We start from the raw sequence: 18,156 nt of genomic DNA, 5'->3' as shown, positions 1-18,156 counted from the left end.
TCCGTACTACTTCCAGCCCTTGAGGATCTTGCGGAACTCGGCGCCGGCCGCCTTGGCCGCGTCCTCGGGGGTCGAGGCGCCGGTGACGGCCTTGGTGTACTCGACCTTCAGCGGCTCGAAGAGGGAGCCGTTCTCCGGGATCCAGGCGCGCTCGACGGCCTTGTCGACGGCCGGCTTGAAGAACTGGACCATCTCGCTGCTCTTGACGTCCGGCTGCTCGTAGGCGGCGGTGCGCGTGGGCAGCAGGCTCAGGTCCTTGGCGGACTGGACCTGGACCTCCTGGGAGGTCATGTACTCGACGAAGGCGTGCGCGGCGGCGGTGTTCTTGGAGCCGGCGTAGACGGCGAGGTCGTGGCCGCCCTGGGGGGCGCCGGCCTTGGCGGAGCCGGCCGGGACGGGGGCGACGCCGAGGTTGGACTTGTCCTTGAACTGGTCGCCCGCGTAGCTGTCGGCCACGGCCCAGGGGCCGTTGATCATCATCGCGACCTCCCCGGACTTGAAGGCGGTCTGCATGTTGGTCCAGCCGTCGGTGGCGTTGGTGACCGCGGCACCGGAGGTGACCAGGTCGCGGGCGGCCTTGAAGCCCTTGACGCCGGCCGCGTTGTCGACGGTGACCGTCTTGGTCTTGGCGTCGACGAGGTCGCCGCCCTCGCCGTAGATGAAGGGGAGGAACCAGTAGGAGTCGTCGCCGCGCAGGTAGAGGCCGGTCTTGCCGGTCTTGGCCTTGATCGCGGTGGCGGCGGTCTTCAGCTCCTCAAGGGTCTTGGGGGGCTGGACGCCGGCGTCGGCGAGCATCTTCTTGTTGTAGAAGAGGCCGAGGGTGTCGATGACCTGCGGGACGGCGTAGGTCTTGCCCTCGAACTTGCCGCTGGCCGCGGCCTGCGGCAGGAACTCGGCGTCGATCTTCTTCGCGGTGTCGGCCGGGACCTCGTCGAGGTAGCCGAGGGAGGCGAAGTCGGCGACCCAGCCGACGTCGGCGCGGATCACGTCGGGGGCGTCGGCGCCGCTGCTGAAGGCGTTCTTGACCTTGTTCTGGGCGTCGCCGTAGGGCACGTTGACGTACTTGACGGTCACCTTCGGGTGCTTCGCGGTGAACGCCTCGGCGATCTTCTGGAAGCTCGCCTTCTCGGCGTCGTTCGAGGTGTCCCACCAGGTGACGGTGCCGGACAGTTCGCCGCCGGCCTTCGTGCCACCGTCGTCCTTGGTGTCCCCACCGCAAGCCGTCGCCGCGAGCGCCAGGGTCGCGACCAGCGCGGTGGCCGCTATGCCACGCCGCATATGAACTCCTTCGATGATCCCGGCCGCGCCCTCGCGGTCCCGAGTTGCGAGGAACGTAACAAGCTTGAAAGCCGACGGAAAGACCTTGCGGCAACTTTCTGCAAGCGGAGGCGATCGTTACATCCGTGTGTCCCTACGGTTGCCGCAGCTTGCTGTTAGTTCGAGTCCGCTTCGATTGCGCAGGCCCGCAACCACGGGGCGTGTACGCGCGTTGACTGCGGTATGAACCACGAGTTGACGGCCGCCCCGCTTGCAAGAGCTTCCAGCAACGCTTCCAACGACTCTTCCGGCGACTCCTTCGGCGAAGCCTGCGGCGACCCGGCCGGGAGCGGCGGCTGGTGGCGCGACGCCGTCATCTACCAGGTGTACGTCCGCTCCTTCGCGGACAGCGACGGCGACGGCGTCGGGGACCTGCGCGGGGTGCGCGAGCGGCTGCCGCACCTGGCCCGGCTCGGGGTGGACGCCGTGTGGCTGACCCCCTTCTACGTGTCCCCGCAGGCGGACGGCGGCTACGACGTCGCCGACTACCGGGCCGTCGACCCGCTCTTCGGGGACCTCGCCGACGCCGACGACCTGGTCCGGGCCGCGCACGCGCTCGGCCTGCGGGTGATCGTCGACGTGGTGCCGAACCACACCTCCGAGGCCCACCCCTGGTTCCGGGAGGCCCTCGCGGGCGTGCCCGGCGCCCGCGAGCGGTACCTGTTCCGGCCGGGGCGCGGCACCGCCGGGGAGCTGCCGCCCAACGACTGGGAGTCCGTCTTCGGCGGCCCGGCCTGGACCCGGGTGCCGGACGGCGACTGGTACCTGCACCTCTTCGCCCCCGAGCAGCCCGACCTGGACTGGGAGCACCCGCAGGTCGCGGAGGAGTTCGAGTCGGTGCTGCGCTTCTGGCTCGACCTGGGCGTCGACGGCTTCCGGGTGGACGTGGCCCACGGCATGGTCAAGGCCCCGGGGCTGCCCGACATCGGCCGGGGCGCGCAGGCCACCCTGATCGGGACCGAGCCGCTCCCCTTCTTCGACCAGGACGGGGTGCACGCCATCCACCGCTCCTGGCGGCGGCTGCTCGACTCGTACGGGGACGGGCGGATCGGGGTCGCGGAGGCGTGGGCGCCGACCTCGGAGCGCCTCGCGCTGTACGTGCGGCCCGACGAGCTGCACCAGGCCTTCAACTTCCGGTTCCTGAACTGTCCCTGGGACCCGGCGGCGATGCGGACCGTGATCGACGAGTCCCTCGCCGCCACCGCCTCCGTGGGCGCCCCGACGACCTGGGTGCTGTCCAACCACGACGTCGTACGGCACGTCACGCGGTACGGGGGCGGGGCGCGGGGCCTGGCCCGGGCGCGGGCGGCGGCGCTGCTGATGCTGGCGCTGCCCGGGTCGGCGTACGTCTACCAGGGCGAGGAACTGGGCCTGCCGGAGGTCACCGAGCTCCCGGACGGGGCCCGCCAGGACCCGGCCTACCGCCGCGGGCGGCGTTGCGCGGAGGCGGCCGGGGACGGGGCCGGGGCCGCGGAGACCGCGGAGGCCGAGGGGCAGGACGGGCTGCGCGACGGGTGCCGGGTGCCGCTCCCCTGGTCCGGCGACGAGGCCCCGTACGGTTTCGGCCCCGGCGGCAGCTGGCTGCCGCAGCCCGCCGGCTGGGCGGGGCTGAGCGTCGCCGCGCAGACCGGCGACCCGCACTCGACGCTGGAGCTGTACCGCGCCGCCCTGGAGCTGCGCCGGGCCATGCCGGGCCTGGGCGCCGCAGAGTCGGGGCGGGACCGCTGCGGGGAGGAGTGGCCCGGGACGGGGGCGGGACCCGCGGTGTTCGCGCGGGGGATGCGCTGGCGGCCCGCGCCCGACGGGGTCCTCCTCTTCACCCGCCCCGGCTTCGCCTGCACCCTCAACACCCGGCCCACCGCCGTGGAGCTCCCCTCCCCCGGGCGGCCGGTGCTCTCCAGCGCCCCGGTGGAGACCGACGGGCGCACGGTGCGCCTTCCCCCGGATTCCTGCACGTGGTGGGCGATGTGAGCCGGCTACCGGTACAGTCCAATCCCGTGACCGCACGGCTAGCCGACATCGCAGCCCAGGCGGGGGTCAGCGAAGCCACAGTCAGCCGCGTGCTCAACGGCAAGCCCGGTGTGGCCGCGGGCACCCGTGAGTCCGTGCTGGCCGCGCTCGACGTGCTCGGCTACGAGCGGCCCGTACGGCTGCGGCAGCGCAGCGCGGGGCTCGTCGGGCTGATAACCCCCGAGCTGGACAACCCCATCTTCCCGGCGCTCGCGCAGGTCATCGGCCAGGCACTGACCCGGCAGGGGTACACGCCGGTGCTGGCGACGCAGACGCCCGGCGGGTCCACCGAGGACGAGCTGACCGAGATGCTGGTGGACCGGGGGGTCTCCGGGATCATCTTCGTCTCGGGGCTGCACGCCGACACCACCGCCGACATGGGCCGGTACGACCAACTCCGCGCGCAGGGCGTCCCGTACGTCCTGATCAACGGTTTCTCCGACAAGGTGCGGGCCCCGTTCGTCTCCCCCGACGACCGGGCCGCGATGCAGCTCGCCGTGACCCACCTGACGGCGCTGGGGCACACCCGGATCGGCCTCGCGGTCGGCCCGAAGCGGTTCGTGCCGGTGCTCCGCAAGATCGAGGGCTTCCGGGTCGCGATGCGGGAGCGGCTGGGGCTCGGCGAGGCCGAGGTGGAGGAGCTGATCCAGCACTCCCTCTACACCCTGGAGGGCGGCCAGGCCGCCGCGGCCGCGCTCGTCGGGCGGGGCTGCACGGCGGTGGTGTGCGCGAGCGACATGATGGCGCTCGGCGCGATCCGGGCCGCCCGGCAGCAGGGGCTGCGGGTGCCGCAGGACGTGTCGGTGGTCGGCTTCGACGACTCCCCGCTCATAGCGTTCACCGATCCGCCGCTGACCACCATCCGGCAGCCGGTGCAGGCGATGGGGCAGGCGGCGGTGCGGACCCTGCTGGAGGAGATCGGCGGTACGCCGGCCCCGCACAGCGAGTTCGTGTTCCTGCCCGAGCTGGTCGTCCGCGGCTCGACGGCCTCGGGCCCGGCACAGCGGCGCACCCCTTAAGTACGGACTGGCGCTGCCTGGTACCCCCTAGGGGTTACCGGGTAGTCCCTCGGGCTGAGGAAGGGCGCCGAAGACCGTCCCGAGGGATGATCGGAGGCGGTAACGCATCTGGCAGACTCTCTGCCCATGGGTGAAGCGAGCGTGAAGACACTGGAAACCCGGACGGACGTCTCGTCACCCACCGTGACGGAAGACGGACACCGTTCGGAGCCTCAGGGCGCTCTCCTGACCCGGCTGCGGGCCCCTCGACGGCCGAGGATCTGGTTCGAGATCCTGCTGATCGCCGTCAGCTACTGGACGTACTCGCTGATCCGCAACGCCGTGCCCGAGCAGAAGGCGGCCGCGCTCGCGAACGCCGACTGGATCTGGTCCGTGGAGCGCGGGCTCGGCATCGCCGTGGAGCAGACGGTCAACCACGCCGTGAACTCGGTGACGTGGCTGGTCGTCGGCATGAACTACTACTACGCGACGCTGCACTTCATCGTGACGATCGGCGTGCTGGTGTGGATCTACCGTTTCCATCCCGGGCGTTACGCCGCCACCCGCCTCGTCCTCTTCGCCACCACGGGCGTCGCCCTGGTCGGCTACTACCTCTACCCGCTCGCGCCGCCCCGGCTGATGGACGGGGGGAACTTCATCGACACCGTGCTGGTGCACCACACCTGGGGTTCCATGGCTTCCGGGAACCTCAAGCAGATGTCGAACCAGTACGCGGCGATGCCCTCGATGCACATAGGGTGGTCGCTCTGGTGCGGGCTGACGATCTTCGCGGTGGCCTCCGCGCCGTGGGCGCGGATCCTGGGGCTGCTGTACCCGACGGCGACCCTGGTCGTGATCGTGGCCACCGCCAACCACTTCTGGCTCGACGCCGTCGGCGGCGTGCTGTGCCTGGCCTTCGGGTACGCCGTGTCCAGCGCCTGGTACGGATCGCTGCCGCACCGGCTGCCGCGCCGGCCGGTGCACACCGGTCCGCACCCGGCGTCGGAACTGCTGAACCGCTTCCGCCGCGCCTAGACGCCGTCGCGGTGGGTGATGCGGCCGCCTGAGACGGTCAGGCGTACGGGGGCCTCCGCCAGTTCGTCGGGGGCGGCGGTGACCGGGTCGAGGGCGAGGGCCGTGAGGTCCGCGCGGCAGCCCGGGGCGATGCGGCCCGCGACGGCCTGTTCGCCGGCCGCGAGCGCCGCGTGGGAGGTCATGCCCTCCAGTGCCATCAGCCCGGTCAGGGCCCGGCCGCCGGATGCGGCGCCGAGCGGGCGCCGGGCGGTGGCGAGGACCCGTCGGGCGTCGTGGTGGGCGATGGGCCAGTCGGAGCCGAGCGCGAGGACCGCGCCGGCGTCGCGCAGGTCCCGGCAGCGCCAGGCGCGGCCCGCGCGTTCGCCGCCGAGCCGCCTGGACCACTCGTCGGTGTGGTCGGCGCGGGTGTAGGCGGTGTGCGGGGGCTGCATGGAGGCGATCACGCCGAGCTCGGCGAACCGCTTCAGCTGGTCGTCGGGGACGGTCTCGATGTGCTCGATCCGGTGCCGCCCGCGGGCGCCCCCGCCGAGTGCTGCGACCGTGTCCAGGACGTGCCGGACGGCCGCGTCGCCGATGGCGTGGGTGGCGGTGCGGACCCCGGCCGCGTCGAGGTGGCGCACGGCCCGCGCGTAGGCGTGGGGGTCGGGCCAGAAGGCGTCGGTGCCCCGGCCGTGGCAGTCAGGGTGGTCCAGCCAGGCGGTGCCGCCCTCGACGGTGCCGTCCATGAAGAACTTGACGCCGTCGACCCGCCAGTGGCGTCCGTGTACGCCCTGGAGCGCGACCAGGGCGGCGAGTGCCTCCTCGTCGGCTCCGGGCATGCACCAGGGGGCGAGGCGCAGCCGCAGCGGCAGGTCGGTCTCGTACTCGACGGTGGCGAGGAGGGCGGGTACGTCCCCGTCGCCGAGGTCCATGACGTGGGCGCCGGTGAGTCCGGTGGCGGCCATGGCGTGGAGGAGGGCGCGCAGGCGGGCGCGGCGTTCGGCGGGGGCGGGTTTGGGGGCGAGGGCGGCGACCGGGGACATCGCGGCGTGCTCGACGAGGTGCCCGGTGGGGCGGCCGTCGCCGTCGCAGACGATCTCGGAGCGCTGGTCGAAGGCGCGGGGGCCGGTGATGCCGGCGGCGGCCAGGGCGGGGCCGGTGGCGAGGGCGGAGTGGCCGTCGTAGAGGCGCAGGAAGGCGGGGGTGCCGTCGAGGACGTCCTCGACGAGGTCCCGGTGGACGGGGCGGCCGCCGAAGGCGTTGTGGTCGAGGCCGAAGCCGAGGACCCAGCCGGCGGTGCGGTCGGCGGTGCGCAGGGCGGCGCGCAGCCCGTGGAGGTCCCGGACCTGCGAGAGGTCGGTCCCGGTGGCCGTCTCGACGCCCCAGACGGGGTGGCTGTGGGCGTCGGTGAGGCCGGGGGTGAGGGTGGCGCCGCCGAGGTCGAGGACCTGGGTGGCGGGGCCGAGCCAGTCGCGTACGTCGGCCGCGTCGCCGACGGCCGCGATCTCGCCGCCGCGCAGGGCGACGGCGGCGGCTTCGGGGCGGTCGGGGTCGAGGGTGCGGACGCGGGCTCCGGTGAGGACGGTGTCGGCAGCGGGCACGGCGGCGGTTCTCCTTCTGGCCGGGGCTCGGGAGGCCATCATGTCGCGCCGGGGCGGGGGGTGGCAGGCGTGCGTTCACATCCATTCATTGCAATGGATGCGGCGTCCGATCTTGCGTTCACATCAGATCCGTTGCAACGATTCACGGGATCTGAGCTGCGCAAATGTACGCAATGACAGCAATCGGATTGCCGGATATCTGAACGATGCATAGCTTTCATCTATCGCGAACGAACCCGACGGATCAGGAAGCGAGGCATTCCCATGCGCATCGTGCTGGGTGAATTCATCAGCCTGGACGGCGTCGTACAGGCGCCGGGCGGCCCGGAGGAGGACACCGACGGGGGCTTCGCCCACGGCGGGTGGACCCACCCGTTCTTCGACCCGGAGGTGATGGGCGGCGCGCTGGCCGAGTGGGCCGCCGCCACCGACGCCCTGCTGTTCGGGCGCCGCACCTGGCAGGTCATGGCCGGGGCGTGGCCGGAGCGGAGCGGCGACCCCTTCGCGGACCACATGAACGGCGTAGCCAAGTACGTCGTGTCGGGCACGCTCGGCGAGTCGGACCTGACGTGGAACAACACCACGCTCGTCCCGGCCGGCGAGGCCCTCGCGCAGATCCGCAAGCTCCGCGAGGCCGAGGGCCGCGACCTGGTGGTCATGGGCAGCGCCTCGCTCGCCCGGACCCTGCTGGCCGAGGACCTGGTCGACGAACTCCGGCTGATGATCATGCCGGTGGTCCTGGGCGGCGGCAAGAGGCTCTTCCCGGAGGACGGCGTGCTGCGCACGTTCGAACTGGCCTCGACCGTCACCACCGGCACCGGCGTGCACGTCTCCACCTACCGCCGGGCGGCGGGGGCGTAACCCCGGCCCCGGCCCCGGCCGGCCGCCCCGCCGGGGGCGGCCGGCCCTCCCGCTAGGTGTATTGATCACGAGCGTTGTTGACACTCGGTAGGTCTTGAACATGGCGAAGACCTCCGGTGTGGTGGGAGCTGTCTAGGAACCCATTGCACGACGGAGGTCTTCGTGTCCCACCGTAATGCCCGGCTGACCGTCTTCGGTAGGCAACTGCTGGTCGAACGCGTCCGCTCGGGCCGACCCGTCGCGCACGTCGCGGCCGAGATGGGCATATCCAGGGCCACCGCCCACAAATGGGTCCGCCGCTGGCGCACGGAAGGCGACACCGGTCTTCACGACCGCTCCAGCCGCCCTGGCACGACCCCGCACCGGACTCCTCCGGCGGTCGAAGCCCGCGTCTGTGACCTGCGCAGGAGCCGCAAGCTCGGTCCTGCCCGGATCGGCCCGGTCCTGGGCCTGCCAGCTTCGACCGTGCACCGGATCCTGGCCCGTCACGGCCTGAACCGCCTGGCCTGGCTCGACCGGCCCACCGGAGAGCCGATCCGCCGCTACGAACGCGACCGGCCCGGCGAACTCGTCCACATCGACATCAAGAAACTCGGCAACATCCCCGACGGCGGCGGATGGCGGGCCGTGGGCCGCACGGCCGGCGACCACAACCGGCAGGCCACCACCCACCAGCGCAAGAGCAGCACACCGGTGATCGGCTACAGCTACGTCCACTCCGCCGTCGACGACCACACCCGCCTCGCCTACAGCGAAGTCCTCGCCAACGAACGGCAGGAAACCGCGGCCGGTTTCTGGCAGCGGGCGAATGCCTTCTTCGCCGCCCACGGCATCACCGTCGAACGCGTCCTGACCGACAACGGCTCCTGCTACAAGTCCAAGCTCTTCACCCAGACGCTGGCCTCGGCGGGCATCACCCACAAACGCATCCGGCCCTACCGGCCGCAGACCAACGGCAAGGTCGAACGCTTCAACCGCACCCTCCTCGAGGAATGGGCCTACCTGCGGCCCTACACCTCGAACGACGAGCGGACAGCCGCCCTGGCGGACTTCCTCCACACCTACAACCACCACCGCTGCCACACCGCACTCGCAGGCAAGCCCCCGATCAGCCGCGTGAACAACGCTGCGGGTCAATACAGCTAGGCCCCGTAGAACAGCTCGTCCACCACCGCGCGGGCGCGGCGGGTGGTGCGGCGGTACTCCTCCAGCATCTCGCCGACCCTGCCCTCCGGGTAGCCCAGGTAGCGGCCGACGGCGGCCAGTTCGCGGGCGTCCGCGGGGAAGGTGTCCCCGGCGCGGCCGCGGACCAGCATGACGGCGTTGCGGACGCGGGTGGCGAGGACCCAGGCCTCGTCGAGGATCTGCGCCTCCTCCGTCGTGAGGAGCCCGGCGGAGTGGGCGGCGGCCAGGGCCCGGCGGGTGCGGGTGGTGCGCAGGCCGGGCTCGGCCCAGGCGTGCCGCATCTGGAGCAGCTGGACGGTCCACTCGACGTCGCTGAGGCCGCCGCGGCCGAGTTTGGTGTGCAGGGTGGGGTCGGCGCCGCGCGGCAGGCGTTCGGACTCCATGCGGGCCTTGAGGCGGCGGATCTCGCGAACCGCGTCCTCGCCGAGGCCTTCGACGGGGTAGCGCAGCGGGTCGATCAGCTCGATGAAGCGGTTGCCGAGGTCGATGTCCCCGGCGACGGGCTCGGCGCGCAGCAGGGCCTGGCTCTCCCAGGTCAGGGACCAGCGCCGGTAGTAGGCGGCGTAGGAGGACAGGGTGCGTACGAGGGGGCCGGAGCGGCCCTCGGGGCGCAGGTCGGCGTCGATGAGGAGCGGCGGGTCGGCGGTGGGCAGCTGGAGCAGCCTGCGCATCTCGGCGATCACGGTCTGGGCGGCCTTGGCGGCCTCCTGTTCGTCGACGCCCTCGCGGGGTTCGTGGACGAAGAGGACGTCGGCGTCGGAGCCGTATCCCAGCTCGTGCCCGCCGAAGCGGCCGACGCCGATGACGGCGAAACGGGTGGGGAGGGTCTCGCCCCAGTGGTCGCGGACGGCGGCGCGCAGGGCGCCGGCGATGGTGGCGGCGGTGAGGTCGGAGACGGCGTCGCCGACCCGGTCGACGAGGGCTCCGCAGTCCTTCTCGGCGGGGCTGTCCTCGGTGCCGTAGGAGGCGATGATGTCGGCGGCGGCGGTGCGGAACAGCTCGCGGCGGCGTACCCCGCGGGCGGCGGCGACGGCCGCTTCCCCGCTGTCGGCGCGGCCGACGGCGGAGAGCACCTCCTGTTCGAGGGCCTCGTGCGTACGGGGCTGGAGGCCTTCGGGGTCGCCGAGCAGGGCGACGGCCTCGGGGGCGCGCATCAGCAGGTCGGGGGCGAGGCGTCCGGCGGAGAGCACGCGGGCGAGGTTCTCGGCGGCGGCGCCCTCGTCGCGCAGCAGGCGCAGGTACCAGGGGGTCTTGCCGAGGGCGTCGGAGACCTTGCGGAAGCCGAGGAGGCCGGCGTCCGGGTCGGCGGAGTCGGCGAACCAGCCGAGGAGGACCGGCAGCAGGGTGCGCTGGATGGCGGCCTTGCGGCTGACCCCGGAGGAGAGGGCTTCCAGGTGGCGCAGGGCGGAGGCCGGGTCGGCGTAGCCGAGGGCTTCGAGGCGCTGGCCGGCGGCGCGCGGGGAGAGCCGGGTCTCGCCGGGGGCGAGCTGGGCGACGGCGTCGAGCAGCGGCCGGTAGAAGAGCTTCTCGTGGAGGCGGCGCACCACGGAGGCGTGCCTGCGCCAGGCCTTGTTGAGCTCGGCGACGGGTTCGGTGCGCAGGCCCAGCGAGCGGCCGAGGCGGCGCAGGTCGGCGTCGTCCTCGGGGACGAGGTGGGTGCGGCGCAGCCGGTAGAGCTGGATGCGGTGCTCCATGGCGCGCAGGAAGCGGTACGCGTCGTGCAGCTGGGCGGCGTCGGCGCGGCCGACGTAGCCGCCGGCGGCGAGGGCGTGCAGGGCGTCGAGGGTGGTGCCGGAGTGCAGGGTGGCGTCGCTGCGGCCGTGGACGAGCTGGAGCAGCTGGACGGCGAACTCGACGTCGCGCAGGCCGCCGGGGCCGAGTTTGAGTTCCCGGTCGACCTGGGCGGCGGGGATGTTGTCGACGACGCGGCGGCGCATCTTCTGGACGTCGGCGACGAAGTTCTCGCGTTCGGCGGCCTGCCAGACGAGGGGGGTTATGGCGGCGACGTACTGGTCCCCGAGGTCGGGGTCGCCGGCGACTGCGCGGGCCTTGAGGAGGGCCTGGAACTCCCAGGTCTTGGCCCAGCGCTGGTAGTAGGCCATGTGGGAGGCGAGGGTGCGCACGAGGGGGCCGTTGCGGCCCTCGGGGCGGAGGTTGGCGTCGACGGGCCAGATGGTGCCCTCGACGGTGGTCTCGGAGCAGATCCGCATCAGGTGGGAGGCGAGGCGGGTGGCGGCCTGGAGCGCCTTGTGCTCCTCGGCCCCGCCGGCGGCCTCGCCGACGAAGATGACGTCGACGTCGGAGACGTAGTTGAGCTCGTTGCCGCCGCACTTGCCCATGGCGATGACGGCGAGGCGGCACTGGGCGGCGTCCTCGGGGGCGGCGGCGGTCGCCATGCGCAGGGCCGCGCGGAGGGTGGCGGTGGCGAGGTCGGCGAGTTCGGCGGCGGTCTGGGCCACGTCGGTGGTGCCGCAGACGTCGCGCGCGGCGATGGAGAGCAGGCAGCGGCGGTAGGCGACGCGCAGGGCGACGGGGTCGTGGGCGTCGGCGAGGCCCTGCTCGAACTCGGCGAGGCCGGGGTGCAGGTCGGCGGCCTCGTAGGTGACGAGGGCCTGCCAGTCGCGGGGGTGGCGGGCGAGGTGGTCGGCGAGGGCCTCGGAGGCGCCGAGTACGCCGAGGAGGCGGTCGCGGAGGGGCTTGGCGCTGACGAGGGTGTCGAGGAGCAGGGGCAGCTCCTCGGGGGTCTGGGCCTCGGCGAGGCGTACGAGGCCGTGCAGGGCGAGGTCGGGGTCGGCGGTGGCGCCGAGGGCGTCGAGGAGGACCGGGTCGGCGCGTACGGAGGCCAGCGCGTCGGCGTCGAGGAGCTGGGCGGCGTGCGTGGGGTCGGTGAACCCGCTGCGCAGCAGCCTGATGAAGGTGCTGCTCCTGCGTCCCGGGACTGTCATCCCGCCGCCTCCCGAGTGGTGTCGCTGCTGGTTGGTCTGGCCGGCCTGGGGGCGAGCCTAGCCGGAGCAGGCGTTCGACTCACCGGGCACCGTGGCCGATATCATGAGGCGGATTATCGGATTATCTGCTTACTTGTTAGATCTATGCCCGAGGGGGCCCGGTCCCCGCCCGACCGGCCGCGAGGAGCCCCCATGTCCGACGGACCCCCCGGCTCCGCCGCGCCCCCGCCCCCCGCCGAGACCCCCTCGACCCCGACTGCACGCGTCCCCCAGCAACGCGTTACCCCTGCGGGGAGCTCCGGGGCCGCCGCCGGTGCGGGCACGCCCGGCCCCCGCGGCCCCGCCACGCCCCCCACGGCCGCAGCCACCGGCACCCGCGAGGGCGAAGCCCCCGACCGGGCCCCCGCCGGAGGCGACCCGGACGACACCCCGGGCACGGACGCTTCCGGGACCCGCCGCCCCGCCACAACCCCCGCGACCGCAGCCACCGGCACCCGCGAGGGCGAAGCCCCCGACCGGGCCCCCGCCGGGGGCGACCCGGACGACGCCCCCGGCGCGGACGCCGCCCAGCCCGCCAAGCCCCGCACCCCGGGCCCGAAGGTGCCCGCGGTCGGCGCCGCCGGGCCGCGTGAGGGCGAAGCCCCGGCCGCCCCGGCCGAAGCACCCGCCACCGCAGAGGCGGGAGGCGCCGAGGGCGAAGCCCCCGACCGGGCCCCCGCCGGGGGCGACCCGGACGACGCCCCGGGCACGGACGCCGCCGAGCGCCGTGTCCCGGCGCCTGCGGCCGGAGCCGTTCCGGCGGAAGCCGCCCCGGCGGGAAGTCCCCGAGCCGCCGGATCGGAGCCGGAAGCCGACCCCGCCGCCTCCGTGCCCCGCGTACCGGCTCCCCGTGCGGCCAGCGGCACGGACGCGCCCGGCCGGGCCGGAAGCCTCGCGGCCGGAAACCGCCCGGCGGGCGCCGCGGACGCGCCCGGCTCCGCCACGGGGCGCGCACCCGCCCCGGGGGCGGCCCCCCGGGCCACCGGAAGCCCCGGCGCAGCCGCCCGGCATCCCGTCGCGCGGAAGATCGTCAAGGCCGTCGGGTTCGTCGCCGCCACCGCCGCCAGCGGCATGCTCGTGATCCGGGGCAACGAGGCCCTCGCCGCCATCGGCGCGCCCACCGCCGCCGATTCCCGGACCACCACCGCCACCGCGGCGGACGCCCCCGACCCCGGCCGGGTGCTCCAGATCGTCGCCCACCCCGACGACGACCTGTACTTCATGAACCCGGACCTGCGGTACTCCATAGCCGCCGGCCACCCCGTCACCTCCGTGTACCTCACCTCCGGCGAAGCCGACGGCATCAACGCGGGCGCCGCCACACAGGCCTCCACCCGACCCGACAAGCCCGCCTACGCCGAGGCCCGCCAGAACGGCATCCGCGCCGCCTACGCCAAGATGGCCACCGGCGACCGCAGCAGCGCCTGGAAGCGCACCGTGATCCCGACCAAGGGCGGCGGGCAGGCCGAGGTGGACGTCCTCGTCGCGAAGCCCGAGATCAACCTCGTCTGGCTCCAGCTGCGCGAGGCCGGCAACGTCTACGCCGACGTACCCGACAGCCTCCACGGCCTGTGGGACGGCCGGGTCCCGCACCTGGAATCGGTGCTCGCCTCCGGCTCCCCCGTCCGGCAGGGGTTCACGTACACCAAGGACCAGGTCGTCCGGACCATCGAGGGCGTCCTGGAGCGCTACCGGCCCACCACCATCCGCGCCCAGGACCCGACCCCCGGACGCTTCCAGGACACCAAGCGGTACACCGACCACCAGGACCACTTCTACGGCGCCCGGTTCGCGCAGATGGCCACCGCCGCCTACGCGCAGGAGGTCGAGGACCGCCCGCACTTCGCGGTGCAGAACTACATCGGCTACTTCAACGGCTCGCTCCCCAGCGCCCTCGACCCCGGCGAGGCCAAGGAGAAGCTGGACATCCTGGACACCTACGCCTGGCTCGACAAGGAGAACCACTGCGGCAGCGAGGCCGGCTGCGGTGACCTCAAGGTCGCCGACCACCCCTCCGGCAACCGCTGGACCCAGTCCATCAACTACGCCCGCGGCACCAGCACCTCCTGGCTGGCCTCCGACGCCCAGCACGGCCTGTGGGCGTTCAAGGTCCTCGACGGCCAGGTCGCCGTCTGGCACCGCAACGGCCTCATCGGCAGCTGGACCGGCCCCCGCCTCCTCCCCGGAACAGGGATGGACCAGGGCATATCCACCGTCACCCTCAAGGACGGGCGGATCGCCGCCTTCGGCACCCGCACCTCCTTCGGCGACAAGCCGGCCGACTACCTCCGCGAGGTCGTCTACGCGGTCCAGCAGGCCCCCGGCTCCGGGGAGTTCGGCCCCTGGCAGTCGCTCGGCACCCCGGAGGGCGCCGACGACGCCTGGACCTCCGACATCAGCGCGCCCGCCGTGTCCGTCGACGGCACCGGGGCGCTCGCCGTGTACGTCCGCGACGGCGCCTCCACCCTGCGCGGCCGCGTCCAGCGCCCCGACGGGGAGTGGGGGCCGTGGGACTCCCTCGGCGGGTCCGACCTGCACGGCACCCCGGCCACCGCGACCGACGGGGCCGGGCGGCGGATGGTCTTCGCCGCCACCACGAAGACGGTGACGGCCTGGGCCCAGCCCGAGCCCGGCGCCCCGCTGGGCCCGGCCACCCCCACCGGCCTGCCGGACACCACGCTCCCGCTGACGGCGCAGGGGCGCGAGGACGGGGTGCGGCTGCTGTTCCGCAAGCCGGGCTCGGGCAACGTGCGCTCCGCCCTGGTGACGGCCGACGGCGGGCTCAGGGCCGACGCCCTCACCGACCTGGGCGGGCTCCAGGGCTACGGCCCCGTGACGGCGAGCGGCCACGTACTGGCGGGCCGCTCGGCGGGCGGGCAACTGGGCTCGGACGTCGGCCCGGGCGGCGCGTGGCAGCGCTCTCCACTGATGTTCGTCGGGGCCCCGTCCAGCACGATGACGGGGAAGAACCTGGTCAGCCTGGCCGTGGTCGGCCTCGACGCGCGGCTGTACGTCACCTCCTCGACGGACGCCTCCGACGCGCACCTCGCACCGTGGCAGCCGGTGGGCCCCCGCAACACCGCCCGGTAGCGGGCCCCGACCGCCCCGACCGCCCCGACCACCTCGACCACCTCGACCACCTCGACCGCGTCCACGATCCGGGCGGTTCGGCGCCCTCGCGGCACCCTCAGGGCACAATCACATCCGGTCGTTTTCGGAAAAGCGTGCGTCATCGGCGGAATCGGTGAACCAACTCCCCCGATTTGGCCTCTCACTGACTGCACAGCGGTTCTTCCTGCCCGAAGCGACCTCAAGAGGCCGTGACCATGCCCGTTTCCCGCCGCCGCTTCCTCCTCGCGGCCGTGCTGCCCATGCTCACCGTGGGCGCCTCCGGTGTCCTCTCCATCGCCTCCGGCCAGCAGACCTCGGCCGAGACCGGCGAGGGGAAGAACCCGGCCGCCGCCCTGCCCGCCAGCACCACCTCCGGCACGGTCGTCCAGATCGTCGCGCACCCCGACGACGACCTCTTCTTCATGAACCCCGACCTCAGCCGCTCCCTGCTGGCCGGGATCCCCGTCACCACCGCCTACCTCACCTCCGGCGAGGCCGACGGCCGCAACGAGGCGCGCGGCGGCGAGGCCAAGGACCCGGAGCAGCCCGCCGACCGCGCCCGGTACGCGGAGGCCCGGCAGAACGGCATACGGTCCGCCTACGCCCAGATGGCCACCGGGGACCGCACGAGCGCGTGGAAGCGTACGGTCATACCCACGGCCGGCGGCGGACAGGCCGAGCTCGACGTCCTCGTCGCCCGCCCGCAGGTCAACCTGGTCTGGTTCCAGCTCCGCGAGGCCCGCAACCCGGCCACCGACACCCCGGACAGCCTGCGCGGCCTGTGGGACGGGCGGATACCGGCGCTGGAGGCCCAGCTGACCACGGGCACCCCGGTCAAGCAGCAGTTCTCGTACACCAAGGACCAGGTGGTCCGGTCGATAGCCGGGGTCCTGGAGCGCTACCGCCCGACGACGATACGGATGCAGGACCCGACGCCGGGACGGTACGCGGACACCGGCAAGTACACCGACCACCAGGACCACATGTACGGCGCCCGCTTCGTGCAGGCCGCCACCGCCCTGTACGCCGAGCGGGTCACGGACCGGCCGCGGTTCTCGGTCCAGAACTACCTCGGCTACCACAACGGCACCCTCCCGCACGCGCTCGACCCGCAGACCGCCGAGACGAAGATCGGCTTCCTGAAGACGTACGCCTGGCAGGACCGGACCGACTACTGCGGCGGCTCCCCCTCCGGCTGCGGCGACCGCAAGGTGGCGGGCAGCCCGACGGGCCGCAACTGGGCCCAGTCGCTGCGCTACGCCCGCGCCGACACCTCCTCCTGGCTCACCGAGGGCACCCCCGGCCGGCTCTGGGCCTTCGCCGCGCTGGACGGCCGGATGGCCGTCTGGAACCGCGACCGGGCCGGGACCTGGACCGGGCCCGCCCTGCTCCCCGGCACCGGCATCGACCCCGGCGCCACCACCGCCCGCTTCCCCGACGGCCGCGTCGCCGTCCTCGCCACCCGCACCACCCTCGGCTCCCGGCCGGCCGACTACCGGCGCGAGGTCGTGTACGCCGCCCAGACCGCGCCCGACGGCCCGTTCGGGACGTGGCAGTCGCTCGGCACCCCGGAGCAGGGCGACGAGCCGGGCACCTCGGCCGTCAGCGCCCCCTCCGCCGCCGTCGACGCCGCGGGCCGCCTCACCGTGTACCTCCGCGACACCCGCCGCACCCTGCGCGCCCGCGAGCAGCAGCCGTCGGGTTCCTTCACCGACTGGCAGCAGCTGGGCGGCGAGGACCTCCAGAGCGACCCGGTGGCGGTCGTCGACGCGGCCGGCCGGCGCCACGTCTACGCCACCACCACCAAGTCCGTCCTGGCCTGGACGCAGCCCGCCCCCGGCGTCCCGCTCTCCGGCCCGCACCCCACCGGGCTCCCCGCCACCACGGTCCCCCTCTCGGCGGCCCGGGACGGCGCCGGCATCCGGCTCTACTTCCGCCGCCCCGACTCCGGGGTGGTCCGCAGCGCCCTCGTCACCGCGGGCCCGGGCGCCCCGCAGGTCTCCAGCGTCTCCGAGTCCGGCGGCCGGGCGGGCTACGGCGCGGTCGGCGTCGCGGGCCGCACGGTGACGGGCCGCGCGGACACCGGCACCGTCGCCGCGACCACCCTGGGCGGGCCGCCCGCCTGGACGGAGTCCCGGATGCTGTACGCGGGCGCCCCCTCGGCCGTCCTCGACCCTTCCGGGACCACGACGACGGCGGTCCTGGGCCTGGACGCCCAGCTCCACACCACGGCCGCCCGCCCCACGGCCCCCCACCCCACCTGGCACCCGGCCGTCCTCCCGCCGCCCGCCTGACCCGCCGATATCCTGGGAGGAGCATCGGGGGCATTCCCGTCCCGGAGGGCAGCACGATGAACCGGCACCGCCACCTCACGCTCCTCGCGGCCCCGCTCCTCATCCTCTCCCCGGCCGCCGTCGCCCTCGCACCGCCGGCGGCCGCGGCACCGAGGCCGGCCGCCTCGTGCGAGCTGGTCGCGACCGGGGAAGGCGGCAGCGGCCCGTACACCCTCGTCCTGGAGGGCTTCGAACCGAACCAGTCCGTCACGATCAACGGCCCGCACACCAGCCAGCGCACCCGGGTCGGCGACGAGGGCACCCTGGACAAGCAGGGCGTCGGCTACGGCAAGTACAGCGTCAACACCAAGGGCAAGCGCACCGGCTGCCTGACCCCGCCCCGGGAGAAGCACGACGGCGGCGGCAAGCAGGGCAAGGTCCAGGTCACCAAGGTCGAGGTCCTCACCCTCACCAAGCCGGGCACGGTCGTCGACTGCACCAAGCCGAGCAGGGCCGAGTTCGACGGCAAGATCACCGGATCGGGCAACGGCAAGGTCCCCTACTACTGGACCTACGCCTCCAGCAGCGACCCCTTCGGCTCGGGCACGGCCACCTTCACTCCCGGCATCAGCAGCGTCTCGCTCCTGAAGGTCGTCAACCTCTCGCCGACGGTGAACGGCGTCTCCCCGACCGTCTTCGTCACCCTGCACGCGGGCAACCAGACGGCCCGCAGCGACCAGGTCACCCTCACCTGCGCCAAGCCCTGAAGACACCACCGGGCCCCCGGTCACCGACCGGAGGC

Annotated in this window: 11 protein-coding genes; 8 read left to right on the top strand and 3 right to left on the bottom strand. The window is 73.7% G+C overall.

Translation table 11 applies throughout. The features are described from left to right. Positions 1-6: 6 nt before the first annotated feature. Complete coding sequence (locus OG553_RS23935) at positions 7-1,278, bottom strand: extracellular solute-binding protein (protein WP_405980947.1); 1,272 nt, start codon at positions 1,276-1,278, stop codon at positions 7-9. 222 nt (positions 1,279-1,500) lie between these two features. On the opposite strand from OG553_RS23935, the gene OG553_RS23930 reads away from it, so the two are divergent. From OG553_RS23930 to OG553_RS23920, 3 genes are all read left to right on the top strand, one after another. Then, complete coding sequence (locus tag OG553_RS23930; protein ID WP_405980946.1) at positions 1,501-3,288, top strand: glycoside hydrolase family 13 protein; 1,788 nt, start codon at positions 1,501-1,503, stop codon at positions 3,286-3,288. Between the two features lie 26 nt (positions 3,289-3,314). After that, positions 3,315-4,346 carry a LacI family DNA-binding transcriptional regulator gene (locus OG553_RS23925; RefSeq protein WP_401243305.1) on the top strand — a complete coding sequence of 344 codons (1,032 nt, stop codon included), beginning with the start codon at positions 3,315-3,317 and terminating at the stop codon, positions 4,344-4,346. 126 nt (positions 4,347-4,472) lie between these two features. Then, entirely contained in the window at positions 4,473-5,360 is an 888-nt protein-coding gene (locus tag OG553_RS23920) for a phosphatase PAP2 family protein (protein ID WP_405980945.1), read from the top strand. Here OG553_RS23920 and OG553_RS23915 read toward each other — a convergent pair. After that, a complete protein-coding gene (locus OG553_RS23915) occupies positions 5,357-6,940 on the bottom strand; it encodes an amidohydrolase (protein ID WP_405980944.1) in 1,584 nt (527 codons plus the stop codon). The genes OG553_RS23920 and OG553_RS23915 overlap by 4 nt on opposite strands. 264 nt (positions 6,941-7,204) lie before the next feature. Here OG553_RS23915 and OG553_RS23910 point away from each other — a divergent pair, with 264 nt between their 5' ends. Further along, the gene (locus tag OG553_RS23910) at positions 7,205-7,801 is read left to right on the top strand and encodes a dihydrofolate reductase family protein (RefSeq protein ID WP_405980943.1); all 597 of its coding nucleotides are present in this window, start codon (positions 7,205-7,207) and stop codon (positions 7,799-7,801) included. A 162-nt stretch (positions 7,802-7,963) separates the two neighbouring features. Further along, positions 7,964-8,947, top strand: coding sequence for an IS481 family transposase (locus OG553_RS23905; RefSeq protein ID WP_405980942.1), 984 nt, complete (start codon positions 7,964-7,966; stop codon positions 8,945-8,947). On the opposite strand, the gene OG553_RS23900 is transcribed toward OG553_RS23905, so the two are convergent. After that, on the bottom strand, positions 8,944-11,931 hold the full coding sequence (locus OG553_RS23900) for a bifunctional [glutamine synthetase] adenylyltransferase/[glutamine synthetase]-adenylyl-L-tyrosine phosphorylase (protein ID WP_405980941.1): 2,988 nt from the start codon (positions 11,929-11,931) through the stop codon (positions 8,944-8,946). The two genes, OG553_RS23905 and OG553_RS23900, sit on opposite strands and share 4 nt — an antisense overlap. A gap of 192 nt (positions 11,932-12,123) precedes the next feature. Between OG553_RS23900 and OG553_RS23895 the strand changes: the two genes are divergently transcribed. From OG553_RS23895 to OG553_RS23885, 3 genes are all read left to right on the top strand, one after another. After that, a complete protein-coding gene (locus OG553_RS23895; protein ID WP_405980940.1) occupies positions 12,124-15,060 on the top strand; it encodes a PIG-L family deacetylase in 2,937 nt (978 codons plus the stop codon). 236 nt (positions 15,061-15,296) lie between these two features. Continuing rightward, a complete protein-coding gene (locus OG553_RS23890) occupies positions 15,297-17,375 on the top strand; it encodes a PIG-L family deacetylase (protein WP_405980939.1) in 2,079 nt (692 codons plus the stop codon). 56 nt (positions 17,376-17,431) lie between these two features. Further along, complete coding sequence (locus tag OG553_RS23885; RefSeq protein ID WP_405980938.1) at positions 17,432-18,121, top strand: hypothetical protein; 690 nt, start codon at positions 17,432-17,434, stop codon at positions 18,119-18,121. The last annotated feature ends 35 nt before the right edge of the window (positions 18,122-18,156 follow it).

Origin of the sequence: Streptomyces sp. NBC_00158 (assembly GCF_045160885.1) — a bacterium.
Classification (GTDB): Bacteria; Actinomycetota; Actinomycetes; order Streptomycetales; family Streptomycetaceae; genus Streptomyces.
This window is presented reverse-complemented; position numbering and strand designations above follow the sequence as displayed.